We start from the raw sequence: 24146 nt of genomic DNA on the forward strand, positions 1-24146 counted from the left end.
ATCATGGGTGGAAAGCGCGCACGGTCGCCCCGGTGTCCAGGATCCCGACCGCCGCCCCCGCCGACCCGGCCGCCATCGCGGCCGCCTCGCTCATCGGAGTCGCCGCCGTGTGGTCCGGAGCGGGCACCGTCGTGCGCACAGCCCCCGACGCGTCCGCGACCCCGAGCTTCACCACGTGGCGCGAGCCGGCTACCAGTAGATACGTCCGTCCGTCCGGGCCGCGCCAGCGCGTCTGCGCGACAACGTTCTGATCAAAGCGAGTGCAGGACTTGCCATCCTCCTCAGTCCCGGTCACAGTCGCGGGCACCCGCGCGGCCGGGGGCAGGAACTCGCCGGTGGAGGTGCCGACTCCGGTCCAATCGTCGGCGCGCAAGCACACCCACGTAGCCACGCCCTGGTTCGCGGGGAGCGTCTGCTGCGCGAAGCTCCACGTGTTGATCTGCTTCACGTCCCGCCCCTGCAGTGACCCGAGCCCGCACACCACGCGCGACTCGGCGACCAACGCGTCCGGACCGGTTCCCTCGCGCGGGGCCAGCGCCGGCCCGGCCTTCGGCGGCGGCGTATACGTCAGATGCGTCCCGGTCACACCGCCGAGATCCGCCAGCAGGAACGTGTGATGCTCCGCGATCTGCGGCGACGACTGCATCTGCAACACGGGCCACGAACCACACGTGCTCACCACCGGACGCGGCACCACTCCGGTCACGCCGTCGGGAAAGGCCATGCTCTTGGCCAGGACGTCCGGCGCCTTCACGTCCCGCACCGCCACCGTGTCCACCCACGGCGCCACCAGCCACCGGTCCCCGGCCGCCGTCGACCGCAGCACCACGGCACCAGCCGTCGTCACATCGGAGTCGTCGGCACGGACCACGTCCAACCGAACCGGGTCGTCGGCCGTGGGATGGTCGGGAACCGTATAGCGGGCCAGGCGGGTCGTGTCATACAGCAGCACGACAGCGGCGCCGTCCACATGTCCGTTCCACAGAACATGCACCGGCGACACCGGCGGTGCCTCCGAGGCACCCGGGCCGAGGCGGAAGACGTCCGAGTGCGGCACGGTCCACGCCTCCAGCGCCTGCCCGACCTTAGTCCCGGACTCCGCGTCGTCTCCCCGGGCGGGCCACACGCCGAAGTCGATCCGAGCGCTCTCCCGCCACGCGTCCGCGGCGACGCGAACAGACGCCTGAGCCGCGGCATCCGCCGTCCCGGCCGTTCCCCCGGCCGCCCCGTCCGGACCCGACCCACTGAACCCGACCACCGCCGCGACGCCCAGAGTCAGCGCCGCAGCCGTCGCACCCGTCGCGGCCCGCACCCGCAGCCTCCGCCTCGACAGGTCCGTCGGCCTCGTCCGCAACGTGCACGGGTCGAACTCCGAAGACTTCAGCACTTCGGCCAGATGCTCGGCCGACAACCGTTCCGCACTCGCCAACGCGGCCGGAACCCCGCTCGCACCCGCCCGGGTCAGCAAAGCCCTGATCTCGTCCGCGGGCAGCCCTTCCAGCGCCAGCAGGACATACGCCATCCGGGCCGTGGTGGTCAGCTCGCGCAGCGCGGCGTCCATCTGCATCTCTTCGGAGCCGCCTCCGAGCGGGAAGAGTCGCAGCCCCCAGACATAAGGCTGGTACAGCACCCGTGACCGCCGGCTTCCCCGCAGCACCGACCGGACGACCACCGCACGCAGCACGGCGTACGAATCACCGCCGGCCTTCCGCAGCCGACGGCCGCGCGGATCCAGCCACCATCCCCCACCGCCCGGCAGAGCCCGTTGCACTATCGCGTGGGCCGCCAGCACCCGGCCATGCCGGTCTCCCTCCGGCGGCAGCGCCAGGTAGGCGATGCGGACGAGGCGGGAGTAGTGCAGCACCAGCGCCGCTTCGAGATCCTCGCGCCCGTCCGAGGGGCGGTCGCGGTCGTCGAGCACGAGGCCCTCCCTTCTCCGCCGTGGAGAACGAGTAAGCGAGCGTTTGGTCACTGCCTCCGACCGGCCCGTCCGTTCCCTCACCGGAGCAGCGTAGAGCAGAACTTGTCAGGATCTTGATGAGGGTGCCGGGTCCTGTCCGACCCGTCGGCGAGAATCCCCTCCATGGCAACCTGGCAACAGTTCGCAGACTCCGCCCCCGACCTCGCCGCCTCCGTCCGGGCCCGCTTCACCGCGACCGAACACCATGTCCTGGCCACCCTGCGGCGCGACGGCTCGCCCCGCGTCAGCGGCACCGAGGTCGACTTCGCCGCCGAGGGCCGGCTGCGGCTCGGCTCCATGCCGGACGCCGTCAAGGGCCGGGACCTCAAGCGCGACGGTCGCTTCGCCCTGCACGCCAACCCGGGCGACGGGTCGATGGACGGCGGCGACAGCAAGGTCTCCGGCATCGCGACCGCGGTCCCGAACGAGGGCTCGGACCTGTTCGACCTGGACATCCGCGAGGTCGTGCACACGACCGTCGAGGACGGTCAGCTCCGCATCCGGTTCTGGACGCCGGAGGCCGGGCTGCGCGACATCTGGCGCAAGTAGGACGTGGCCCTCCGCGGCCCGACCGTCGTTCGGCGCCCTACCCCATCAGGATCCGGCGCGTCCGCGCGGGCGCGTCGGCCGGAATCTCGTCGAGGATGTCGGCGAGCGAGACACCGGCGAGACTCCGCCGCCACGCGTCATGCGCGTCCGCCATCTTCCGCGCGAGAACACACGTGTCCTGACAATCCTCCCGCGGCAACGCCCCGCGCCCCTGCTGCCGGATCTCGCGGCACTCATACGGCCGGGCCGGGCCGTCGACCGCTTCCACGATCTGCAACAGCGTGATCTCGGCGGCCGGCCGCGCCAGCCGGAACCCGCCGCGCGGACCCGTCGACGCCGCCAGGACCCCGGCCTTGGTCAGCGCCTGCAACTGCTTGGCCAGATACGGCGCCGGCAGGTCGTAGTACGCCGCGAGCTGCGCCGCCGAGGCGGTGTCGCCGGACTGCAGCTGGGCCAGCGACGCGGCGCAGTGCAACACCCATTCGGTGCTCGTGGGCAGCTTCATGCCGGCGATTCTATCTCAGAGATTGCGGATCTATTTAGTCCGAGATAGGGTCGGAGGCGCACCAGGAGTCCGAGGAAGGGGAGAACCCTCATGCGCATCGCCGTCGCCGGCGCCACCGGCAACATCGGAAAGCTCACCGTCGCCGCCCTCACCCGGGACGGCCACGACGTTGTCCCGATCAGCCGGTCCCAGGGCGTGGACCTGACCACCGGCGAGGGCCTGGACGCCGCCCTGGCCGGCGTGGAGGCGGTGATCGACGCCACCAACGCCCCGGGCGCCGACGCGGAGGCGACCGTCGCCTACTTCGGGACCGCGACGGCGAACCTGCTCGCCGCCGAACAGCGGGCCGGGGTCGGGCACCACGTGCTGCTGTCGATCGTCGGCATCCACAGCATCGAGGGCAACGCGCACTACGCGGGCAAGCGGGAGCAGGAGCGGCTGGTCGAGACGGGACCGGTGCCGTTCACGATCGTGCCGGCGACCCAGTTCCACGACTTCGCCGAGATGATCGTGACCTGGAGCGAGCAGGACGGGGTCGCGCCGGTCCCGCCGCTGCTGGTGCAGCCGATCGCGCCGGGCGACGTGGCCGAGGTGCTGGCGCGGGTGGCGGTCGGCGCGCCACTGGGCCGGCACGCGGACGTCGCCGGCCCGGAGACGCAGGACCTGGTCGACATGGCGCGACGCACGCTGGCGGCGCGGGGGCGGAGCGTGAAGCTGGTGCCGACGTGGGACGGGCCGCTGTTGGGACTCACGATGTCCGGGAACGTGCTGCTGCCGGCGAAGGACGCGTGGCTGGCCCCGACGACGTTCGACGCCTGGCTGGAGCAGCAGCGGGCGGCTCAGGCGTAGGTCTCGGCCCCCCGTCAGCCGGCGATCAGCGCGACGACCCGGAAACGTTCGAGAACGGCTTCCGTGTCGTCGTCCACCGTGAACTCCGGATCGCCGACGTTCTCGCGCATGGCGTCGCCGTGCCAGAAGTCCTCGTGCCCGGCCCGCCACTCCGCGACCGACGTGTAGCCCTCGCCCTCGGCGACCGCGTGCTCCAGATCGACGGCGCCGACCCGCGCGAAACGGACCTCGGTGGTCTCGATGACCGCGATCGGCTCGCCCGCGGAGTCGATCACCACCGAGCGCCGGCCCGGTTCCGGGAACGGCTCGTCCGCCAGCCGGTACTCGAGCACGAGCGAGGTCGTCGAGGTCTTCGAGCCGTCCAGGATCGCCGCGTTGAGCTGGTCGCGCAGCGGGCCGGGGAACGCGAAGGCGGTGACGGGCAGACCGGCGGCCTCGTCCGGGGTCATGGTCATCAGCTCACTCCCAGATAGCGGAGAACGGCGAGCACCCGGCGGTGGTCGCCCTCGGTCGGCGGCAGATCGAACTTGGCGAAGATGCTCGCGATGTGCTTCTCCACGGCGCGCTCGCCAATGGCCAGCGACCCGGCGATCGCGGCGTTGGTGCGGCCCTCGGCCATCAGGGCCATGACTTCCGCCTCCCGCGGCGTGAGCGTCTCGGTCTCGCCGCGCCCGGGACGGCGGTTGGCCCCGACCAGCTGTGTGACGACCTCCGGGTCCAGCGCGGTACCGCCGGCGGCGACCCGGTTCAGAGCGTCGACGAAGTCGTCGATGTCGACCACCCGCTCCTTGAGCAGGTAGCCGACGCCCCGCGAACCGTGGGCGAGCAGGTCGGTGGCGAAGCGGGCCTCGACGTACTGGGAGAACATCAGGATCCCCAGCTCGGGATAGCGGCGGCGCAGCTCGGCGGCCGCGCGGACGCCTTCGTCGGTGTGGTCCGGCGGGAGGCGGATGTCGATGACCGCGACGTCGGGCCGGTGCTCGTCGACCGCGGCGAGCAAGGCCGGGGCGTCACCCACCGCCGCCGCCACTTCCTGGCCGCGTGAGGCGAGGAGCTGCACCAGGCCGTCCCGCAGGATCGCGGTGTCCTCGGCGATGACGATGCGCACGGGGGGTCGCCTTTCGCGTCATGGTGTGGTCGGCAAGTCGACCGTCACCACCGTAGGCCCTCCGTCCGGGCTGTGGATCACGACGGTGCCGTCGACCGTGCCGATGCGGTCGGCGAGCCCGGCCAGTCCGCCGCCGGGACGCGGACGGGCGCCGCCGCGGCCGTCGTCCTCCACGCGCGCGTGGAGGCGGTCGCCGACGACGGCGACGTGCACGGTCGCCTGACGGGCTGAGGCGTGCTTCGCGGCGTTGGTGAGCAGCTCGGCGACGCAGAAGTAGGCCATGGCCTCGATGGCGGGCGCGGGCCGGGGCCCGGGGACGTCGACGGTCAGCGCGGTCGGGATCGGACCGTTCGCCGCCAGGGTGCGCAGGGCGGGTTCGAGGCCCTGGTCCAGGGCCGGCGGGTGGATGCCGCGGACGAGGACGCGCAGCTCGGCGATCGCGGTCTTCGCGGTCTGCTGCGCGGTGTCGACGAGGCCGCGGCTGTGCGCGAGCCGGTCGGCGTCGGCGGAGTCGCCGGCGAGGCTGTCCTTGAGCAGCACCAGCTGCATGCCCAGGGCGACGAGGCGGGCCTGGGCGCCGTCGTGCAGGTCGCGCTCGATGCGCCGCAGCGTGGCGGCGGAGTCGTCGACGGCATAGCTGCGGGAGCGCTCCAGCTCACGCACGCGGACGGACATACGGCCGGGGCTGATGATCGTGCGGTAGAAGAGCATGTCGAGCTCGGCGAGCTTGCGGGCGGTCCAGGCGGCGAGGCTGATCAGGAGCACACCGGCCACCGAGACCAGGAACGAGCGCGGGAGCGTGTCGATCCAGAAGCCGAAGGGATGCAGGCCGCGGCGGACCGTGCCGTCGGGTTGTCGCGTGTAGAGGTCGTCCCAGTTCCGGAGCAGCGGCCAGAGCGTCCAGAGCAGGCCGTAGATCCACAGGCCGACACCGACCACGAGGTTCAGGAGCGCGAGCGGGACGCGGATGAACAGGAAGGCGAGCTCCATCCAGCTCCCGCCGTCGCTGAGGAGGAAACGGCGCCAGGCGAGGATGCCGGAAGTGGTGCGGTCGGCAGGCGGTTCGAGTGTGGTGCGGAACAGCTTGTGGACGAGCCCCCGGTAAAGACGGCCGAAGGCCCGCGCGGTGCTGATCGCGGCGGCGATGATCCACAGGCCGAAGGGCGTGATGGACAGAGCCACGCCGACCAGGAGCAGAAACGTGGTGACAGCGAACCCGACGACCCAGAGGAGGGTGCTGGCGATGAGGTAGAGGGAGGCGGCTGCGAAGGTGATGCGCGGTGGCGAGCGGGTCGGGTTCGGGGTCGACGCGGCAGAGACGGTCATGATCGTCGAGGCTATCGGGCGCCGCAGCCGGTTCCCAGCGTGCTGGTACGAGGGCGGGGGTTCGGTTTACCCCACCTCCGCGAGGGTCCCCGGTGACGATTCAGTGGGGTGGTAGCGTGGATCCTTGGCAATCCGCCATATAACGACCCCGCGAAAGCTGATGCGAAATTGGCATCAAACGTCGAATCCGTCGTTCAAGCTGAGACGGGGCAGTGGATTTCCATGATTCATAAAACACTCGACCATGCGGTCGACGGCACCCGGTAATCCGTCGGACAGCCTTCGCCGATTTAGCATCGAAGACAGAATGCGAACTATCCGGCAAAGGGTGCAGCTCAGGGCGGCTTCACCTAACCCGGCCGACCACTCGGCACCGCCGGCGCCGGACAGGTCGTCCCCTTCGGCGCGACCGTCAGCGAAAGGTTCGGCAGCTGCAGACCACCGAGGATGTTCAGTTCCTCGACGTTCGCGGTGATCGGGCCGAACTTGGCGACGCCGGCTTTGATGCCCCACCAGCCGAACTGGCCGCCGAGGCCGGTGCCGCCCCAGCCGGTGAGTGGGGGCGTGCCGACGGTGATGGCGGAGGAGTCCGCGCCGATGAGGACTTCGGGGTTGGTGAAGCCGCCGGAGGTGTTGACCACGCCGTTGAGGTTGAGCTGGCCTTTGGCCTGTGTGAGGTCGATGACGATGTTGTCGGCTTTGATCTCCCAGGTGCTGGCGTCCTTGTCGGTGGCCGTGAGAATCAGGACGACGCTGAAAGGGCCTATCGACTGGGGTTGGGCCACGCAGAGGCCGTTGATCTGTCCGTGGGCGAAGGCCATGCGCAGGACGTTGCGGGTCGCCGTCGTCCCGTCGGCCTTGGTGTATTGCTCCGGGGCGAGGACGAGGCCGAAGTCGGTGCCGTAGAGGGATGTGGTGGCGAGGACTCCGTCGGTGCCGCTTTGGACGTTGATCTGTGTGGCGATGGCTCCGCTGGCGACGGCGGCGCCGAACCCGGCCGTGAGGAGCAGCGCCGGGGTGAACACGAGGGCTGCGGTTCCCCACCGGGTGCCGCGGCGAGGGGTCGTCGGATCTTCGCTCAGCTCTACGAGCGTCGCAAGTCGGGTCCGCAACCGAGAACTCAGCGGGCCACGCGATGTCATGGACTCGTCACCGTCAACGTGGCCGCGGGAATCTGCACGGGGTCCGGCGGAGGCGTCGTCCCGGTCGCATAGGACCTGATCGCGTACACAGTCGCCTGGAAGTCCTTCACCGTCGACGACACGTTGAAGAACGACGATGCGGCGTCCACCAGGCCCGCGTCATTCGGCGGCGGGTTGCTGGAGCAGGTGATGATGATCAGGTGCAGCCAAGGAACGCAGACCTGGGTGATGTTGCCCCAGAAGTCGGTGGTCACGCCCTGGGCACCGAGCTGCATGGAGCTGGAGGCGGACGCGAGGGAGAGGGTGTAGGCCCCGGCGCCGTCGGTGGTCGACAGGTGCAGGTTCGTGACACCGGTCAGCGACACGAAGGTGTAGTGGTTCATCGTCTTGCTGAGACAGGCACCCGCCGAGTCATAGCCGGCCAGGTTGATGGTGACGTTCTGATCGGTGCCGAGGCTGTCGGCGGTGAGGCTGTCCGCGGTGATGGTCATGGGGTGGGCACTCGGCAGGAAGTCCGGTTGGTGGCTGCCGGTCGCGGGCGTGCACGTCGCTGCCACCGCATGGGTGGTGCCGGCGCTGGGAACGACGCTGATCACCGTCAGAGAGACCGCCACGACCAGGGTCCGGAGTCGCAGGCTGTGCTTCCTGAACGCGTTGTGTTTCTTGAGCACGTCGGCCTTCTTCACCGGCTCGCTCCCGGCACGCTTGCAGCACGCTTCCGGTCCCGGCGCCTCGGCTTCTTGTCCCCCCACCCGAGCGTCATCGAAGCGCCGATCACCCCCACCAGCATGCCGACGAAGAAACCGCCGAGGTTCGAGCCGATCAGGGAGGCGATCGCCAGGAGAGCCCCGATCACGCCGAAAGTGAAGCGCTGCTTGGGGGCCATCCACACGACGAAGCCGCACGCCATCAGGCCGCCACCGAACAGGTAGCCGCCCATGCTGGCCAAGCCGTGCGCGATCAACAACTGCAACGGCGCCATGGCGTAGTGGAGGATCACCCACCCGCCGACCATCATCCAGGTACCACCCCAGAAGGGACGCGTTCGGCGGAAAGCCCGGAACCAGCGACGCGCGCCGGCTACGCGCTGCCACAGAGAGCGGGATCGCCTTTTGCGAGTGGGTAGCGGGCCATCCACTTCATATTCTGCATCACTCAGCATGGCGACATACCCTTCATCGCTCAGCATGGCGACGCCGGCGGGGTTCCGGTGTAGACGTTCACATTCAGGTTCGGCAGCGTCAGCTGGCCGACGATGTCCGCGTCATAAGCCGTCGCGTTCAGACCCGCCAGGTCCACCTTCGCGCCGGCGGCGCCGCCGGTCGCCGCGGAGATGCCGAAGGCGCCGACGGTGACCGGGGCCAGGCCGGGCCCCGATGACGTCTGGGTGCCGAGCGGGTTCCCGTCGACGGTCACGGTGTCGGCGCTCTGGCCCAGGACGGCGTTCGCCAGGTTGGTGGTGCCGAGGGCGCGGAGTCCGGTCGTCTGGAAGAACAGGTCGTTCGCGCTGATCGGGTTGGTCACCGCCGGTGGCGCGCCGGTGAAGGTCGGGGTCGCGGCGGTGATCGTGGGCAGCACCTGGTCGCCGCCCTTGAGGACCAGCTCCACGTTGATCGGCACGGACGAGGTGCCGAAGTTCTGCGTCACGATGGCGCAGAAGCCGTTCAGGCTCGCCTTCGCGAAGCCGACGCGGGCCATCGGGGTGCCCGAGGTGCTGCCGGACACCGTCTGGTTCACCAGGGCCGCGCCGAAGCCGCTGGTGTTGTAGACGGCGTTCGAATACAGCTGGAACTGGGAGTTGCTCACCGACAGGTTCACGGCGAGCGCTCCGGAGGCGACTTCCACGCCCAGACCGCCGATCGCGGTCATCGACGGGACGAAGGCGCAGGCGCCCCGGCCCCAGCGGGTGCCACGCCGGGTGCCGTCCTCGGCCGTCTCCAGCATCCGGCGGTTCCACTCGCGCACCGCTCCGGTGACGCGGACCATCGGACTGACGCAGCGCCTCATACCCCGACTCCGGTCTCGATGCCTCCGGCCCCGGCGGGTGCCTGGATCTTGCGGAACCAACGCCGCTTCTTCTCAGGCTTCTGCGGCATCCAGCCGAACGCCATCGATCCGCCGAGGACGGAGAAGAACATGCCGACGAAGAAGCCGCCGAGGTTGCTCAGTGGGAAGGACACCACGCCCAGGACCACCGCGATCGCGCCCCCGACGTAGCGCTGCGACGGCAGCAACAGGACCAGCAGGGCGATCAGCCACAGGGCGATACCCGCACCCATCCCGTAGATGCCGCCGACGCCGACGTGCGGAAGGTACTTGGGCGGGGACTTGGTCAGATAGAACAGGATCAGGCCGCCGACGGCGATGAAGATCGCCGCGTAGAAGGGCCGGGTGCGGCGGAAGGCGCGGAACCGGCGATAGGAGCCCAGCGCCGCCTTCGGCGCCAGGAGCCCACCGGCCAGGAGTGCCACCGCGCCCAGAGCTGCCATCGCGTGGACGACGCCCGGCTGACGCCCGAACGGGCTGATCACCACGTAGAACACCAGGTACGCGGTGACCGCGTTCCATATCGCCGCGTAGCGGGGGCTGGTGCGGAAGCGGCGGAAGCCCGTGACCTGCTCATCGGCAACCGGTTCTGACATGACGTGCCTCGCAAATGAGGGTTCGAACGATCTCGGACGTGGAGGGATCGGAGTCGGATGGGACTCGGACCCCCGAGTCCCATCCGCGTGATCAGTTGCAGACCGGCGCCGCGGTCGAGCCCGGGCTGTTGCCCGGCTTGTTGATGCCGAGGCCGAAGTTGGTCAGCGTGGTCGTGGTGGTGATCGCGGCCTGCTGCGGGGTGGCGTTCAGGGACGCGATGTCCGCCGAGGCCTGGGTGGCGTCCAGCTCGAACTGGCCCGCGCCGTCCTGGACGCCCGCGGCGGCGTTGTTGGTCGCCGCCTCGCCCAGGTAGACCGCGCTGGTGTTGGTGTTCGGCGTCAGCGTCACCGACGGGAGGTTGAGGCTCGACGTGTTCAGCGCCAGGCCCGAGAACTTGGCGATGTTGGCGTCGTTGTCGACCGTCGCGTAGGTGTTGTTGCCGTCGTTGGGCGTGTAGATGTACAGGTCCACCGGCACGCTGACGGTGCCGATCGTGAACGTGTGCTTCGCGTGCACGCACAGGCCCTCGATGAACGCGGTCGGGATGCCGACCTCGCTGCTCGCGGCGTTGCCCGAGCCCACGGTGTCCGGCAGCGCCACCACGCCGCCGGGCGCAGCGATGCGGCCGGAGCTGATGTTCATCTGGTCGGTGGTGAGCGAGATGCTCGACGCGAGTACGCCCTCGTACATGGCGGCGGTCATGCCGACCACGGCGGCCACCGCCGGCAGGCCGACGATCGCCGAGCGGCGCCAGCGGGTGACGCCCTTCGCTTCCTGGCTCATTGCCTGGTCCTCCCTCAATCTGGTCCGGAACCTCCGAAGAACCTCCGCCGGCGAGTCACCCGAGGACCTGTTCACTGGCCGGGATCAGGGGGTTGAGCATCGGGTGTGAGGCAGCTCACGGCGTGGTGAGAGGACCATGTCACCAACGTTTCCGGGGGTCGACGAACGGGCGTTCGCTTTACCTTCCCTTTGCCGAGTGTCACATCGGGCCGATCGCGCCGGCGGAGACAGCCCTCTTCTCAGCCGCCGCGTCGCGCGTCTACATTGACCGACCATCTGTTACCGAACGGTAGGGAGGGACCCGTCCGATGAAGACGCGCGTTCTGAAGATCGTCGGCGCGGTGGTCGGCGGACTCCTGGTGCTGGTGGCGACGGCGGTCGGCGCGCTGGCCACCCAGAGCCGGACCGTGGACGGCCACAGCATGGAGCCCACGCTGCGCAACGGCACCCGGTTCCTCGTCGCGCCGGGCTCCGGCCAGGAGGTGCACCGCTTCGACGTGGTGGTGTTCACCGAGTCGGCGCGGAACACCACGATCGTCAAGCGGGTCATCGGGATGCCCGGCGACCGGGTCGAGATCCGGTCCGCCCCGGACGACGGCTACCAGGTCCTGCTGCAGGAGGGCGGATCAGGACCCTGGCAGCGGGTGCGGGTGCCGGCCTGGTCCGGACAGGATGCGTTCGGCGGCGCGTGTTGCCGGGACGACGGGTCGGGCGCGGTCGAGCCGCGGGCGCAGACGGTCCCGGCGGGGAGGTTCTTCTACCTCGGCGACAATCCCGACGGCTCGGCGGACTCGCGGAAGTTCGGCTGGGGCGAGGTCGCGAAGGTCATCGGCCGCGTCTCGGCGCACACCTGGCCGCCCACGCTGAGCTGGGGCATCGGCGGCGAGCCGACGCTGGAGGCGATACCGGCGCCCGTTTCGTGAGGCTCCGGGGGAGTCGCGGCGTTCGCGGGAACGCGAAAGTCGCGGCGTTCGCAGCGTTCGCGGGAGCACGGCAGTCGCCGCCTTCGCGGAACCGCTGGAGTCGCGGCCTTCGCGGAGGCACGGCGGTCGCCGCGTCCAGGGAAGCGCGGCAGTCCGTGAGCGCTAGTCAGTCCATGTCGGCGAGCAGCGCGACCCGCGTGACGATCCGCGCGATGCGGCGCGCGGTCTGGTCCGGCGGCGCCACCGGCTGCACGATGTTGCTCACCGTCAGCCGCACCACGCACTCCACGGCGAGTTCGCGCGACTCGGCGTCGACCTCCGGCCAGGCCTGCGCGGCGTAGGCGCCGAGCATCGCGGTCGCGGTGTCGAGCAGCGGCTCCGAGCGCGTGGTGAGGTGCGCGATCAGCTCCCCGTCGCCGCCGCGCTGACTGGTGATCACGGCCTTCAGCAGGTCGTTGTCGGCCGCGGTGCGCAACGTGAACTCGATCCCGGCCCGCACGCCCGCGCGCAGATCGTCGCCGTGCTCGTCGAGCACCTCGCGGATGCCGTCGAGGAACCGGTCGACTTCGCGCATCACCAGCGCCTGGCCCAGCGCGTCCTTGCTCCCGAACTCGGTGTAGACGGTCTGCCGGCTCACGCCGGCGCGCTCGGCGACGTGCGCCATGCGCAGGCCGGTCCAGCCGGCGTCGGCGACCAGGCCGTACGCGGCGTCCAGCAGCCGGTCCCGCAGGCTGGTGCGGACCGAGTCGGTGTAGCGAGTCATCCCCACGGATTCTATGCGGCCCGGTCCGGCCGACTACTTGACACTCTCGAAGTTACTGTCTAGTTTCTGGACACTACCAGCCCGAATGTAAAGTGAATCAGGGAGCGGATCATGACGGCCATCGCCGCGTCCGGCCCCGCCGACACCTCGTGGCGGGACGGCAAGAGACTCCTGTGGCCGCTCGGCCTGCTGGTCCCGACGATCCCGTGGATCGCCTGGGGCCTGGCCGCGGCCACCGGCTGGGGCGTGGCCTGGTGGGCCGGGCCGATCCTGGTGTTCGGGGTCTTCCCGTTCTTCGACTGGGCGATCGGGAAGGACTCCGACAACCCGCCGGACTCGGTCCTCGCCTTCCTGGAAGCGCAGCGCTACTACCGCTGGTGCACGTACCTCTACCTGCCGCTGCAGTATGCGGGGCTGGTGACCGCGGCGTGGATCTGGTCCACCGGAAGGCTGGACACGATCGACGCGGTCGGTCTGGCGGTCAGTGTCGGCACCGTCGGCGGCATCGGCATCAACACCGCGCACGAACTCGGCCACAAGAAGGACGAACTGGAGCGCTGGCTGTCGAAGGTGGCGCTGGCGCAAACCCTGTACGGGCACTTCTACATCGAGCACAACCGCGGCCACCATGTGCGGGTGGCCACGCCGGAGGATCCGGCGAGCTCACGGCTCGGTGAGAGCTTCTATCGGTTCTGGCCGCGTTCGGTGGCCGGCAGCTTCCGCTCGGGCTGGCACCTGGAGAAGGCGCGGCTGGAGCGCATGGGCCGCAAGCCGTGGACGCTGCGCAACGACGTGCTCAACGCGTGGGCGATGTCGCTGGCCGGGTTCGGCGCGCTGATCGCGGTGTTCGGCGTGCGGATCGTCCCGTTCCTGCTGATCCAGGCGGTGTTCGGGTTCTCGCTGCTGGAGGTCGTGAACTACCTGGAGCACTACGGGCTGCTGCGCCAGAGGAACGGCGAACGGTACGAGCGCTGCGCGCCCCGGCACAGCTGGAACAGCAACAACATCGCCTCGAACGTGCTGCTGTACCACCTGCAGCGGCACAGCGACCACCACGCCAACCCGACCCGTCGCTACCAGGCGCTGCGGCACTTCGACGACGCGCCCGAGCTGCCCAGCGGCTACGCGACGATGATCGTGCTGGCGTACGTGACCCCGCTCTGGCGCCGGGTCATGGACCCGAAGGTGGTCGCCCACTACTCCGGGGACGTCACGCTGGCGAACCTGCAGCCCCGCAAGCGGGAGAAGCTCATCGCGAAGTACGGGGCGCGGGTGTGAGCGCGTACGTCTGCCCGGTCTGCGACTTCGTCTACGACGAGCGCCGGGGCGCGCCGCGTGAGGGGTTTCCCGCCGGGACGCCGTGGTCGGCGGTGCCGGACGACTGGACGTGTCCGGACTGCGGGGTCCGGGAGAAGATCGATTTCGAGCCGCAGGGCGGCGGATCCGCGGAGGCCGGCGAGTGAGTCAGGAAGCGTACAAGATCTGGGAGTGCCAGGTCTGCGGATTCGTCTACGACGAGGCGCAGGGCTGGCCGGACGAGGACATCGCGCCGGGGACGCGGTGGGCGGACATCCCGGACGACTGGTCGTGCCCGGACTGCGGGGCGGCGAAGGCGGACTTCATGATGGTCGAGACGAGCCGTGTCTGAGCGCGGCCACGCCATCAGGCCGGCGCGGTTCGCGCAGCCGGAGCACACGGTGATCGTGGGCACCGGCGTCGCGGGGGCGACGGCGGCGCTGACGCTGCGGAACGAGGGGTACCGGGGCCGGATCACGCTGGTCGGGGCCGATCCCGAGGCACCGTACCGGCGGCCGCCGCTGTCGAAGGAGGTTCTCCGCGGCACGGTGAAGAGCGAGCGCATCCGGCTGAAGCCCGACGCCTTCTGGAGCGAGAACGCGATCGAGCTGCGCACCGGCACCTCGGTGACGGCGCTCGACACCGACGCGGCGACCGCCGCCCTGGCCGACGGCACGGTGCTCGGCTACCGCAACCTGGTGCTGGCCACCGGCGGCAGCCCGCGCCGGCTGCGGGAGGCGGCCGGGGTGCCGGGGGTGCACCATCTCAGGAGCCTGCGATCCGCGACGGCACTGGCGGCGGCGCTGGCGGGCCGCGATCCGGTGACGGTGATCGGGGCCGGACTGGTCGGCCTGGAGATCGCGGCGTCGGCCCGGGCCCTGGGGTGCGACGTGTCGGTCCTCGAGGCGGCGGACCGCCCGATGAGCCGCGTGCTGCCGGCATGGCTCGCCGACCCGTTGAACACTCTGCACTGGGACCGCGGCGTGGAGATCCACACGGGGGTCACCGTGGTGCGGATCGAGCACCACACCCGGCGCGGCGGCTACACCGTCAGCGCCTCGGACGGCCGGACGTGGACGGCGGCCACGGTGGTCGCGGCGGTCGGCACGGTGCCGGAGACGTCGCTGGCCGAAGCGGCCGGGCTGCTGGTCTCCGACGGCATCGTGGTGGACGAATACGGCCGGACGTCGGCCTCCGGCGTCTTCGCCGCGGGCGACGCCGCGAACCTGCCGGACACCCTGCATGGCGGACGGCACCGCGGTGAGCACTGGAACGAGGCGATGGAGCAGGGGGCGGCGGTCGCCAAGACGATCGCCGGGACGCTGACGCCGTATCCGCGGCTGCCGTGGTCGTGGTCGGACCAGCACGGCGTCACCATCCAGGTCTGCGGACGGCCGGACCTGGGCACCGAGCACGAGGTGCGCGGGGATCCGGAGGCGCGGGACGCTTCGGTGGTGTTCCGGCGGCTGGGCCGGGTCGTCGGGGTGGTGGCGATGAACCGGCCGGCGGAGTTCCGGGCGCTGCGGCAGCTGGCCCTGGCCGCGACTCAGCCCTCTTCGACCTCGTAGACGCGCTGGGACAACAGCTCCCCGGCCGTCGCGATGTCGGTCTGGAGGTCGAACCACACGCGGTCGCTGCGGTGCGCCGGGTTGTCCAGACCGGAGGCGGCCCAGGTGAAGACGCCCCACAGGATGTCCCGCCGGCCGTCCGGCGACCGGACCGAGAGCCCGAAGGGTACGGCCACACCGGTGCGGACCAGGATGAGCTTCTCGTCGTCGCCGGGGATCTCGCGTCCGCCGGAGACGACCTTCGGCTCGTCGGTGACCTTCATCCATTCCAGCACCGCACCGGGGACCTGGTCGGTGAGGAGTTCCTCGACGGAGCCGCGGATGGTGGCGACCGGCTCGCCGGGCAGCCAGTTCCAGAAGTGGTCGAGCGCGGTGAGCCTGGTGAAGTCGTCGACGGGTGTGCCGTGGTTCGGGTTCTCCGCGTACTCGCCGGTCAGCACGCCGTCCGGGCCGATGATCCAGCAGCCGTGGACCGCCTCGGCGGGCACGTAGCCGTTCGGGTCGCCGCCGACGAGGTCGCCGTCGATGACCGCGACCGAGCCGCCGGGGTTGGCGGCGGCCTCGGCGATCAGGCCCGGGTCGTCCGGGGGCGTCCTCCGGGAACGCGGCCAGTCGGGGACGCTGTCGCTCATCAGTCGGACACCTTGCCCATCAGGTCGAGGAGGCGGTTCGCGCTCTCCTGGCCGACCTCGCGGTCGGTGAGGTGGACGGCGGCCGCGCCGGAGCGGAGGGCGTGGACCAGGTCGGTGTCGGCGGCCATGCCGGCCGGCACGGTGTAGAGGACGGTCGGCGCGAGGTGCAGGCGCTCGTAGGCGCGGAGCCACTCGATGACACCGGAGCGGCGGCGCCGGACCAGCGTCAGGTTCATGACCACGAGCTGCGGATGCTCGGCCGAGAGCGCGGACATGGCGTCGTTCTCGGTGGCGGCCTGCACCACGCGCATACCGTCGCGCTCCAGGGAGATCGCGAAGGCGGCGGCCAGGTCCGGGTTCTCCTCCAGCAGCAGCACCCGGGGCGAGGCGACCTGCTCCGGCGTCAGGGCCCTGAGCAGTGCGGACGGATCGGCGCCGCGGCGGGCGGTGGCGGCCACCGAAGCGGCCGGGACCGCGCCCAGGCCGGCGGTGACGAACAGCGGGATGCCGGAGTCGGCGGCGGCCGCCCGCAGGGTGTGCAGCGCGGCGCGGGTCACCGGAACGCCGACCGGGTCGGCGAGCAGCGCCACCGGTCGCGAGGGCCCGGTCTCCTGCAGCTGCGCGGGGGCCTTGAGCGCGGTGGGGGCGTAGCCCTGGGAGACGAGCAGCTGCTCGGCGCTCGGCTCCGGCGTCGGCCAGACGAGGAGCGTGGGCGGCGTCGCGGGCTCGGGCGCGTCCGGGGGCGGCCAGGCGGCCATCGCGGACGGCATCGCGGGCTGGGGATCCGGCTCGGCCGGGTTCGGCCAGGCATGGGGCTCGCGCGCGGAGGGTTGCGCGACCGGCGGTGCGGGCGTCAACGCCTCGAAGGGCGACGGTGCCGGCGCCTGGGGCTCGGCGAGGAACGGAACCGGGCGCTGCGGTTCGGCGAACGGCGACGGGGCCTCGGCCAGGAACGGCGGGGACGGCTGCTGCTGGTCGATGCCGTATGGCGACTGCTGCTGCTGGTCGATGCCGTATGGCGACTGTTGCTGCTGGTCCATGCCGAACGGGGACGACGACTGCTCGACGCCGAACGGAGAGGACGTCTGCTGCTCGCTGAGGAACGGCGGAGCCTGGGCGCCGAACGGGGAGGCGTTCTGCGGCTCGGTCGGGAAAGCGGGCTGTGCCTCGCCTCCGAAGCCGCTGGCGAACGGAGCAGGCTGCTGGGGGTCGGTACCGTACGCGCCGCCATACGGGTCACCGCTGATACCAGAGCTCTGGGCCTCGCCGGCGCCGTGGCCGTGCCGCGCGCCGGTGGCGTGCGTCCCGGTCGTCGGCACCTCGTCGCGGAACAGCGGCATGCCGTCGTCGGTGCCGAACGGCGCGGGGCTCGGCGCCGGCTCGCGGAACAGGTCTCCGTACAGCGAGGACGCCTGCTGCGCCTCGGGCGTGAAGTTGCCCGACGTCGCGAGCGCCGCTTCCTCCTGGTACGAGCCCGAGGTCCGCAGCGGCGAGTCGAGTTCGAAGCTCGGCGCGGGTTCGACGTGCTGGATCAGGTAGTTGTCGCCCGGCTGGGCGGCGCGGCGGCGGCCGCGCGGTTCGGCCGGGGGCGCCGGGTCGGCGGCCGGTGCCGCGGGGGTGGACGGCGGCGGCGCGGCGTAACCGCGGACGCCGTCGAACCAGCCGTTGTCCGCCGAGGGGCCGGCCTGGCGAGGGATCGTGGTGGTCGTGGCGACCGCGGAGGCCCCGGACACGCTGGAGGCGTTGGCCAGGTTGGATGCGTTGGCCGCACCGGACAAGGACACGACCGACGCCTGCGACCCGGATGCCGACCCCGATGCCGCCGCGGGTGAAGCCGCCGAGGCCGCGGCCTCCAGCCGTCGCCGCCCGCCGTGCGCGGACGCCGCCTCCGGTGGGTCGAGCTCGCGCACGACCGGGATGATCCGCGTCTCCTCGACCAGGTTGCGGGACGCGGCGGGGGCGCCGGAGGCCAGCTCGTTCTCGCCCTCCGGACCGACCGGGAGCTCGATGACGTAGGTGACGCCCTTGCCCTCGACACGGTGGACGGTCAGCTGGCCGCCGTGGCGTTCCACGACCGTACGCGCGAAGCCCAGGTGCTCGGGGACGCCGCCGATCTCGGCACCGCGCACCTCGATGCGGGCGATCGGGCCGCGGCGGGCGGCCGCGACCACGACGGTGCTGCCGCGCGGGGAGGCCTGGACGGTGTCGACCAGCAGGTGGCGCACCGCCTGGGTCATCCGCTCGGCGTCGATCACGACCTCGGCCGGGCCGGTGTGCACGGCCAGGTCGATGCCCGCGGCACCGGCCAGGTCGGTCGCCGCGTCGGTGGCCGCGTGCACTATCCGGCCCAGCTCGGCGGGGCGCTTGCGCAGGCCGGCCGGGCCGGCGGCGACGTCCAGCAGGTCGTCGACCAGGCGCGCGGCCTCGGCCAGCTCGGCGGTGACGTGCGCGAGCTGGTGGCGGGCCGAGGGGGTGAGGGCGTCGCCGGAGGCGGCCAGGCGCGCGAGTTCGTTGCGGGCGGCTTCCAGGGGGCGGCGCAGAGCGCCGACCGACTCCGGGCTGATGCCGCCCTCGGCGCCGTTCGCCGCGCCGGGCGCGGCCGCCGGCGGCGTCAGCACCGGGAAGCGGAAGCGGGCGAGGTCGACGAAGGTGACGACGGCGCCGACGAGGGTGTCGCCCTCCAGCACCGGCGCCGTGGACAGCTCGACCGGGACGGCGGCGCCGCCCTTGGCCGTGAGCTGCAGGCCGGCCTCGGAGCCGAGACGGTGCTTGCGCCCGGTGCGCAGGGTGTCGGCGACCGGCGAGGGCTCGCCCGACGCGACACCCCCGAGCAGCGCGTCGAACTCCAGACCGCCGAGTTCGGAGGCACGGTATTTGAGGATGCGCGCGGCGGCCGGGTTCACCAAGACCACCCGTCCGGCGGTATCGACGCCGACGATGCCCTCACTGGCGGCCCGCAGGATCAGCTCGGTCTGCCGCTGCTGACGGCGCAGCTCCGCCTCCGCGTCGGCGACCCGGGAGACGTCGCGGACCACCACGACCTCCAGGCCGCCGTGCGCCGCGGGCAGGAAGGAGCGGACGACCTCGGCCGGGAAGGCGGTGCCGTCGGCGAGCTTGGCGACCATGCGCGTGGGGACGCCGACGTCGTCACCACCGGCGCCGGAAGCGTTGCCCGCACCGGAGTCGCCCGGCTCGGTCCACACGCCGGCGGTCGAATCGGCCGAGGCGACGCGCGCCAGGGCGGTGCCGAACCCGGAGAGCAGATCGGTGACGGGCCGCCCGACCAGCGGGGCGCCGGGCGCCTCGAACCAGCCGACGGCCACGGCGTTGGCGTTGACCACGCGCCCGCCGCCGTCGATGAGCAGCAGCGCCTCGGGCAGCGAATCGAGTATCGCCGCCAACCGGGCGACACCCCGAACCGGTGAACGGTCCATCCCAGCCGTGGCCCTCCTCGTGGCGTGCGACAGGCGCCACTCCCGCCCCGCCGGAAAGGTTCCGCGGCAGGATCCACGCCCCCGCACCGCCCAGCCCGCGGAAGAGCGGACCATGACGAAAGAGGGTGGGGAGGGTCACCGGTAGCCGACTATCCCACAAGCCCCCCGGCCCCGTCTCCCCCGCCACCGAGTTCCCGCCCGTCCCAGCCCCGCGCCCAAAGGCTTTTGTCTCCGCCGAGACGACCGGGTACGCTATCGGCGATCGTACGGAACACCGGGGTTCTGGTGGGCTGTGCGCTATGGAGGCGTCGCCTAGTCCGGTCTATGGCGCCGCACTGCTAATGCGGTTTGGGGCTTAAACCCCATCGAGGGTTCAAATCCCTCCGCCTCCGCACTCGGTCGGATGTTCGAGATGAACATCCGACCTTTTTGCTGCGACCTGGATGAATGCCCAGGTCAAGGCTTCATGGCCGCCTTCCTGGTGCGACGCGGCCGCCCTGCGGAGATCGTCTCGAACGATGTTCGGAACAGCGTTCGCGACAAAGACATGACAACGGAACGTGCGGTTTCGTTGGGGAACGGCCGTCCGTGCAGGTCATCACACTGCTGAGTTCAATTACCTGACATTTGTGAGCGGGCACCTGTCTGTCCCTCGACCGAGTGACGGCGTGACGCGAGTAAGTGTCTTCGTGAGGACGTGCAACGATGACGGTGTGAGTGGAATGCCGGATGTCGCGGGGTCGGATGAGATCGATTTGGCGCTGCCGGAGCAGGTCCAGGCTCTTGTGGAGTGGATCGGCGCGGGGCGCAGGCTGACCCAGACCGGGCGGCTCACCTTGGCTGACGCCCGTGCGCTCGTGCCGTTGCTGGGCACTGGCGACCGTCTCGATCCGGTGATCGGTGGACGGGTGTTCCGTACCAGGTCCAGTCAGGAGCTGCCGAGGCTGAATCTGCTGGTCGAATGGGCCAAGGCCGCCGGGCTCGTCCGCGCCGTGGGCGGCAAGCTGGTGCCGGTGAAGAAGAACGCGAAGCTGCTGTCCGAACCGGAGCGGCTGCGGGCGGCGCTGTTCGAGGCGTTCGCCAAGATTCCTTCGGATGCCGTGGTGCCGTCCGGGTGGATCACATCGCTGGTGCTGCCGGGTTTCCGGGAGACCTGCGCGGAATTGAGGTTTCAGCTCGCCTCCGCCGACTGGGTGACGCTGGAGGTGTTGAAGAGCGCTGTGTGGGCGGATCTCGCTCCGCGGTTCGTCCTGGATCATCTGGACGCGGAGCGGCTGGCACGACTGCGCGAGATCACCGCTCGTGACACCGCCCACGTGGTGGCGCTGTGGCGTGCTCTGGGAGCGGTCGAGGCCGACGAAGGACGCGTCCGGTTGTCGGAGGCGGTGCTGCGCGCTGTCCTCGCCGAGCGCGGCGGTGCCGAATCCGGCGAGGAACTGTTCCGACTACGCGTGATGCTCGACGATACCGATCCGCAGGTATGGCGGCGGGTGCTGGTGCCGGCGTCGATCCGGCTGGACCGGCTGCACGGGGTGTTGCAGGCCGCGCTGGGTTGGACCGACTCGCACCTGCACGTGTTCACCGTCGGCGAAGCGCGCTACGGCTGGCGTGATCCGGACTTCGGCGAGGACATCGCCGCCGAGGACACGGTTCGCCTGGCCGATATCGCCCCGCCCGGAACGATCGTCGGTTATGAATACGACTTCGGCGACGGCTGGGAGCACGAGATCCTCGTCGAGGCCGTGGTGCCCGCCGAGCCCGGCATGGTGTACCCGCGTTGCGTCGACGGGGCGGCGGCGTGCCCGCCGGAGGACTGCGGCGGCACCTGGGGCTACCGCGACCTGCGCGAGACCCTGGCGGACCCGGGCGCCGCAGATCACCAGGAGATGCTGGACTGGCTCGGGATCGAGCACGCCGGTCAGTTCGATCCGGCGGCCTTCGACGTGGATGCCGCGAACCGCCGGATCACCGCGGACTGGATCACGCGCGGCACGCGTGGGCGCGGATGATGCTTGGACTGGTCATGACCAGGTGCGATCGGCTGGCGGACGTCAAGGCGCGATCAGCGCGGTGACCAGCTTGGCCGTTTCGGCGACCTTGGCCGCATCAGCGGTTCCCAGATACCTGCCCAACGCGGAGGTCGGAAGCCAGTGCACGAGTTCGGGCAGCACGATGCCTTCAGGGGCGGGGATCTGCACAACAAACGCAGAGTCGTCGCGTAGATCCCCGGCGATGAACGGACAGGCCAGCACTCGTCCTGTCTCCGCCTGGATATGAGCCCAGTTGGAGACGACCATGACGAGGCGTCCAGTGGCATCCGCCCGCTCGACGATGTCCCCCGGTCGAGTCACCGGCCGTCACCGCTTGGCGACTCTGTGGCCAGAGCAAGGTTGGCTTTGTAGAGGTCGTCGGCGTAGGCATCGATGCCGAGAGCTGGAACAGTTCGCGTCTTGTAGTCGACAAGGACACGGCGCAGATGGTCGGCCCGCAAGGTTCGTTCGATGTATTCCGACCGGTTGAGTCCAAGCGCCGCGGCGTCTGCATCGGCGTCGGCGAGCACGTCAGACTCTATCGTCGCTGAGATCTTCTCTTTGGCCATACGGGCATCCTACTAAAGGTAGGACACAGAGCGGGATGATGGTCTGCCAAACGAGACCGTCCCCGCGTGGTTCGAAAGCCTTGTCCTGCTCGCCCGGCGTAGGTCATCGGGTCGCCGTTGCCGTTGCGGAAGATTCGGCTGGCGGAGGTCGAGCCGAAGATCTCGAGATGTTCCTGCAAATGGGTGACGAGCGTCGGGTGCAGCACTTCCGTGTCATGCGGCGGTCTTCACGAACTGATGGTGCGCAAGGACGCCGCCGCCTGAGCATCTTCGTCCGCTGCCGAAGGCGGTCCGAACCAGCGGGTGAGGGCGTCGGCGAGTCCGGTCCTTGACGGTCCGCCGACCCAGGCGACGTACCCGTCCGGCCGGATGAGTACCGCCTCAGGTGCGGGAACCGGACCGAGCACGGGAAGCTCCCACGGACCCGCGTACGCGGCGTCGACCGACCGGACCCGATCGCTCCACGGAGCGATCGGGAGGGTACCGGGCTCGCCGAGGTTGAGCAGCACCGGCCGTGCCGCGTGGAGCAGGGTGAACACCCGCAGCGGGCCGTCAGGGGTGACCAGGTCCAGGTCGGGCATTCGCCGGCCGAGCAGCGGGTGGCCGGCGCCGAGGTCGTAGTGGATGTCCAGGCCGCTCATCATTCCGGCGATCTGCTTACGCGGCTCGTCCAGGCTCAGCAGCCCGGCCATGATGTCCCGCAGGGCTTCCAGCCGATCGCCGGTGCCGGTGAGCGCACCCTGCGCCATCGTGTTCTGCAGTACCCGGGCTGCGACCGGGTGCCGCTCGGTGTGGTAGGTGTCCAGCAGGCCTTCCGGTGCGGTGCCGCGGACCTCCTGAGCGAGCTTCCAGCCCAGGTTCACCGCGTCCTGCACGCCGACGCCCAGTCCTTGTCCGCCGATCGGGGCGTGGACGTGTGCGGCGTCGCCGGCCAGCAGCACCCGCCGATTCCGATAGGCCGCCGCCTGCCGGGCCATGTCCGTGAACCTGGAGATCCAGGTGGCACTGCGCAGCCCGTAGTCCGTTCCGAAAACTCCCATCAAGGCTTCGCTCAGGTCGCGCAGGGTCGGCTCGCCGGACTGTCCGGCGTAGGGCTCGGTCACCAGGACTCGCACCGGACCGCCCGGCTGTGGCCGGGACAAGGCCTGGACCCCGGCGCCCAGTCGACGGATCCCCCACACCGGCTCCTCGTCCAGCTCGACTTCAGCGATCAAGCTGCTGGTCGAGGCCTCCCAGCCGGGGAAGGCGATGCCGGCGGTCTTGCGGACCAGGCTGCGCCCTCCATCGCAGCCGACGAGGTACTGTGCGCGCAGCGGGCCGCCCTCGGACAGGTCGACATCGACACCGGTCTCGTCCTGGGTGAAGCCGGTGACCTCGACCTCGCGCCGGATCGGCACGCCCAGCTCGCCGACCCAGTCGGCCAGAATGGATTCGATGCGTTGTTGCGGCAGTGCGAGCCCGTAGTTGTGGCGGGTGGGAAAGTCGCTGATGTCCAGCCGGATCTGGCCGAACCCGTTGATCTGGGCCAGCTTTCCCTGGGACAGGAACCGGTCCGCGATACCGCGCTGATCGAAGACTTCGATAGTGCGCGAGGAGAAGCCCAACGCACGTTGGCCGACGACGTCCTGGTTGGGACGCCGCTCCACGACGGTGACCTCGATCCCCGCCAAGGCCAACTCTCCGGCGAGCGTCAGCCCCGTCGCGCCGGCGCCCACGATCACCACGGCCGGCCCGGTCATCGTTGCACGCTCGCCGCCGAAGCGCCGGATGCGGGCGCGGCGATGACCCTGCCGGATCGTTCCTCAGACGGCTGGACAAGCATCATGCGACTCCCATTTCCCAGCTCCTGGCTTCGGTGCACGATTCTGCGGCAAGCACAGGGCCTTGCCGCAAGCCCCCCGACACGCAATATCCTGATACCGGCGGAGTGTGTAGTCGATCGGCACGCCCCATCCGTTCGGCGGCCGTGGCACGGAACGCGTCGGACAAGGGGAAGACATAGGCCGCCGCGGCTTCCCCGACGGTGCCGACACACCGCGTGAGCAGCTCGGATCCGGCGCCCTGAA

At 70.7% G+C, this 24146-nt stretch carries 25 protein-coding genes and 1 tRNA gene; 9 read left to right on the forward strand and 17 right to left on the reverse strand.

Annotated features, from left to right (window positions below):
- Position 1 precedes the first annotated feature (1 nt).
- Positions 2 to 1921, reverse strand: coding sequence for a hypothetical protein (locus tag ABD466_RS14685; RefSeq protein ID WP_344657578.1), 1920 nt, complete (start codon positions 1919 to 1921; stop codon positions 2 to 4).
- Positions 1922 to 2083: 162 nt separating this feature from the next.
- On the opposite strand from ABD466_RS14685, the gene ABD466_RS14690 reads away from it, so the two are divergent.
- Positions 2084 to 2509, forward strand: a complete 426-nt coding sequence (locus tag ABD466_RS14690) for a pyridoxamine 5'-phosphate oxidase family protein (RefSeq protein ID WP_344657579.1) — start codon at positions 2084 to 2086, stop codon at positions 2507 to 2509.
- A gap of 37 nt (positions 2510 to 2546) precedes the next feature.
- Here the strand turns inward: ABD466_RS14690 and ABD466_RS14695 are convergent, their stop codons facing one another.
- A complete protein-coding gene (locus ABD466_RS14695) occupies positions 2547 to 3014 on the reverse strand; it encodes an RrF2 family transcriptional regulator (RefSeq protein WP_344657580.1) in 468 nt (155 codons plus the stop codon).
- Positions 3015 to 3104: 90 nt separating this feature from the next.
- Here ABD466_RS14695 and ABD466_RS14700 point away from each other — a divergent pair, with 90 nt between their 5' ends.
- Entirely contained in the window at positions 3105 to 3863 is a 759-nt protein-coding gene (locus tag ABD466_RS14700) for an SDR family oxidoreductase (protein ID WP_344657581.1), read from the forward strand.
- Between the two features lie 14 nt (positions 3864 to 3877).
- Here ABD466_RS14700 and ABD466_RS14705 read toward each other — a convergent pair whose 3' ends face one another.
- The 9 genes from ABD466_RS14705 to ABD466_RS14745 form a co-directional block, all read right to left on the reverse strand.
- Entirely contained in the window at positions 3878 to 4312 is a 435-nt protein-coding gene (locus ABD466_RS14705; RefSeq protein WP_344657618.1) for an ASCH domain-containing protein, read from the reverse strand.
- A 5-nt stretch (positions 4313 to 4317) separates the two neighbouring features.
- Positions 4318 to 4971 (reverse strand): response regulator, encoded by a 654-nt coding sequence (locus ABD466_RS14710; protein ID WP_344657582.1) that lies wholly within the window; start codon positions 4969 to 4971, stop codon positions 4318 to 4320.
- 18 nt (positions 4972 to 4989) lie between these two features.
- A complete protein-coding gene (locus ABD466_RS14715) occupies positions 4990 to 6297 on the reverse strand; it encodes a sensor histidine kinase (RefSeq protein ID WP_344657583.1) in 1308 nt (435 codons plus the stop codon).
- A 350-nt stretch (positions 6298 to 6647) separates the two neighbouring features.
- Complete coding sequence (locus ABD466_RS14720; RefSeq protein WP_344657584.1) at positions 6648 to 7322, reverse strand: DUF6230 family protein; 675 nt, start codon at positions 7320 to 7322, stop codon at positions 6648 to 6650.
- A gap of 113 nt (positions 7323 to 7435) precedes the next feature.
- Positions 7436 to 8125 carry a hypothetical protein gene (locus tag ABD466_RS14725; protein WP_344657585.1) on the reverse strand — a complete coding sequence of 230 codons (690 nt, stop codon included), beginning with the start codon at positions 8123 to 8125 and terminating at the stop codon, positions 7436 to 7438.
- Complete coding sequence (locus ABD466_RS14730) at positions 8122 to 8628, reverse strand: DUF6114 domain-containing protein (RefSeq protein ID WP_344657586.1); 507 nt, start codon at positions 8626 to 8628, stop codon at positions 8122 to 8124. The genes ABD466_RS14725 and ABD466_RS14730 overlap by 4 nt, the downstream gene beginning before the upstream one ends.
- Positions 8622 to 9425, reverse strand: coding sequence for a DUF6230 family protein (locus tag ABD466_RS14735; protein ID WP_344657587.1), 804 nt, complete (start codon positions 9423 to 9425; stop codon positions 8622 to 8624). Before ABD466_RS14735 ends, ABD466_RS14730 begins: the two co-directional genes overlap by 7 nt.
- Before the next feature lie 17 nt (positions 9426 to 9442).
- Entirely contained in the window at positions 9443 to 10081 is a 639-nt protein-coding gene (locus ABD466_RS14740) for a DUF6114 domain-containing protein (protein ID WP_344657588.1), read from the reverse strand.
- A gap of 91 nt (positions 10082 to 10172) precedes the next feature.
- Positions 10173 to 10865, reverse strand: coding sequence for a hypothetical protein (locus ABD466_RS14745; protein ID WP_344657589.1), 693 nt, complete (start codon positions 10863 to 10865; stop codon positions 10173 to 10175).
- A 308-nt stretch (positions 10866 to 11173) separates the two neighbouring features.
- Between ABD466_RS14745 and lepB the strand changes: the two genes are divergently transcribed.
- Entirely contained in the window at positions 11174 to 11788 is a 615-nt protein-coding gene (lepB, locus tag ABD466_RS14750; protein ID WP_344657590.1) for a signal peptidase I, read from the forward strand.
- A 166-nt stretch (positions 11789 to 11954) separates the two neighbouring features.
- Here the strand turns inward: lepB and ABD466_RS14755 are convergent, their stop codons facing one another.
- The gene (locus ABD466_RS14755) at positions 11955 to 12551 is read right to left on the reverse strand and encodes a TetR/AcrR family transcriptional regulator (RefSeq protein ID WP_344657591.1); all 597 of its coding nucleotides are present in this window, start codon (positions 12549 to 12551) and stop codon (positions 11955 to 11957) included.
- Between the two features lie 111 nt (positions 12552 to 12662).
- Here ABD466_RS14755 and ABD466_RS14760 point away from each other — a divergent pair, with 111 nt between their 5' ends.
- Genes ABD466_RS14760 through ABD466_RS14775 form a run of 4 tightly spaced genes read left to right on the forward strand, consistent with a single transcriptional unit; the run spans position 12663 to position 15415 of the window.
- Positions 12663 to 13829 carry an alkane 1-monooxygenase gene (locus tag ABD466_RS14760; protein WP_344657592.1) on the forward strand — a complete coding sequence of 389 codons (1167 nt, stop codon included), beginning with the start codon at positions 12663 to 12665 and terminating at the stop codon, positions 13827 to 13829.
- Complete coding sequence (locus ABD466_RS14765; RefSeq protein WP_344657593.1) at positions 13826 to 14014, forward strand: rubredoxin; 189 nt, start codon at positions 13826 to 13828, stop codon at positions 14012 to 14014. Before ABD466_RS14760 ends, ABD466_RS14765 begins: the two co-directional genes overlap by 4 nt.
- Positions 14011 to 14199, forward strand: coding sequence for a rubredoxin (locus ABD466_RS14770; RefSeq protein WP_344657594.1), 189 nt, complete (start codon positions 14011 to 14013; stop codon positions 14197 to 14199). The genes ABD466_RS14765 and ABD466_RS14770 overlap by 4 nt, the downstream gene beginning before the upstream one ends.
- Positions 14192 to 15415 carry an NAD(P)/FAD-dependent oxidoreductase gene (locus tag ABD466_RS14775; protein ID WP_344657595.1) on the forward strand — a complete coding sequence of 408 codons (1224 nt, stop codon included), beginning with the start codon at positions 14192 to 14194 and terminating at the stop codon, positions 15413 to 15415. The genes ABD466_RS14770 and ABD466_RS14775 overlap by 8 nt, the downstream gene beginning before the upstream one ends.
- Here the strand turns inward: ABD466_RS14775 and ABD466_RS14780 are convergent.
- Positions 15394 to 16047 (reverse strand): hypothetical protein, encoded by a 654-nt coding sequence (locus ABD466_RS14780; protein ID WP_344657596.1) that lies wholly within the window; start codon positions 16045 to 16047, stop codon positions 15394 to 15396. The two genes, ABD466_RS14775 and ABD466_RS14780, sit on opposite strands and share 22 nt — an antisense overlap.
- Positions 16047 to 19481 (reverse strand): response regulator, encoded by a 3435-nt coding sequence (locus ABD466_RS14785; protein ID WP_344657597.1) that lies wholly within the window; start codon positions 19479 to 19481, stop codon positions 16047 to 16049. Before ABD466_RS14785 ends, ABD466_RS14780 begins: the two co-directional genes overlap by 1 nt.
- 301 nt (positions 19482 to 19782) lie before the next feature.
- Between ABD466_RS14785 and ABD466_RS14790 the strand changes: the two genes are divergently transcribed.
- Both ABD466_RS14790 and ABD466_RS14795 read left to right on the forward strand, forming a co-directional pair.
- Positions 19783 to 19873, forward strand: a tRNA-Ser gene (locus tag ABD466_RS14790).
- A 168-nt stretch (positions 19874 to 20041) separates the two neighbouring features.
- On the forward strand, positions 20042 to 21490 hold the full coding sequence (locus ABD466_RS14795; RefSeq protein ID WP_344657598.1) for a plasmid pRiA4b ORF-3 family protein: 1449 nt from the start codon (positions 20042 to 20044) through the stop codon (positions 21488 to 21490).
- Between the two features lie 42 nt (positions 21491 to 21532).
- Here the strand turns inward: ABD466_RS14795 and ABD466_RS14800 are convergent, their stop codons facing one another.
- The 3 genes from ABD466_RS14800 to ABD466_RS14810 all read right to left on the reverse strand — a co-directional run bounded on the left by ABD466_RS14800 (position 21533) and on the right by ABD466_RS14810 (position 23819).
- Complete coding sequence (locus tag ABD466_RS14800; RefSeq protein ID WP_344657599.1) at positions 21533 to 21778, reverse strand: toxin; 246 nt, start codon at positions 21776 to 21778, stop codon at positions 21533 to 21535.
- A 50-nt stretch (positions 21779 to 21828) separates the two neighbouring features.
- Positions 21829 to 22080 (reverse strand): antitoxin, encoded by a 252-nt coding sequence (locus ABD466_RS14805; protein WP_344657600.1) that lies wholly within the window; start codon positions 22078 to 22080, stop codon positions 21829 to 21831.
- A 227-nt stretch (positions 22081 to 22307) separates the two neighbouring features.
- On the reverse strand, positions 22308 to 23819 hold the full coding sequence (locus ABD466_RS14810; RefSeq protein ID WP_344657601.1) for an FAD-dependent monooxygenase: 1512 nt from the start codon (positions 23817 to 23819) through the stop codon (positions 22308 to 22310).
- Positions 23820 to 24146: the final 327 nt, after the last annotated feature.

The organism is Catenulispora subtropica (genome assembly GCF_039531675.1).
Classification (GTDB): Bacteria; Actinomycetota; Actinomycetes; order Streptomycetales; family Catenulisporaceae; genus Catenulispora; species Catenulispora subtropica.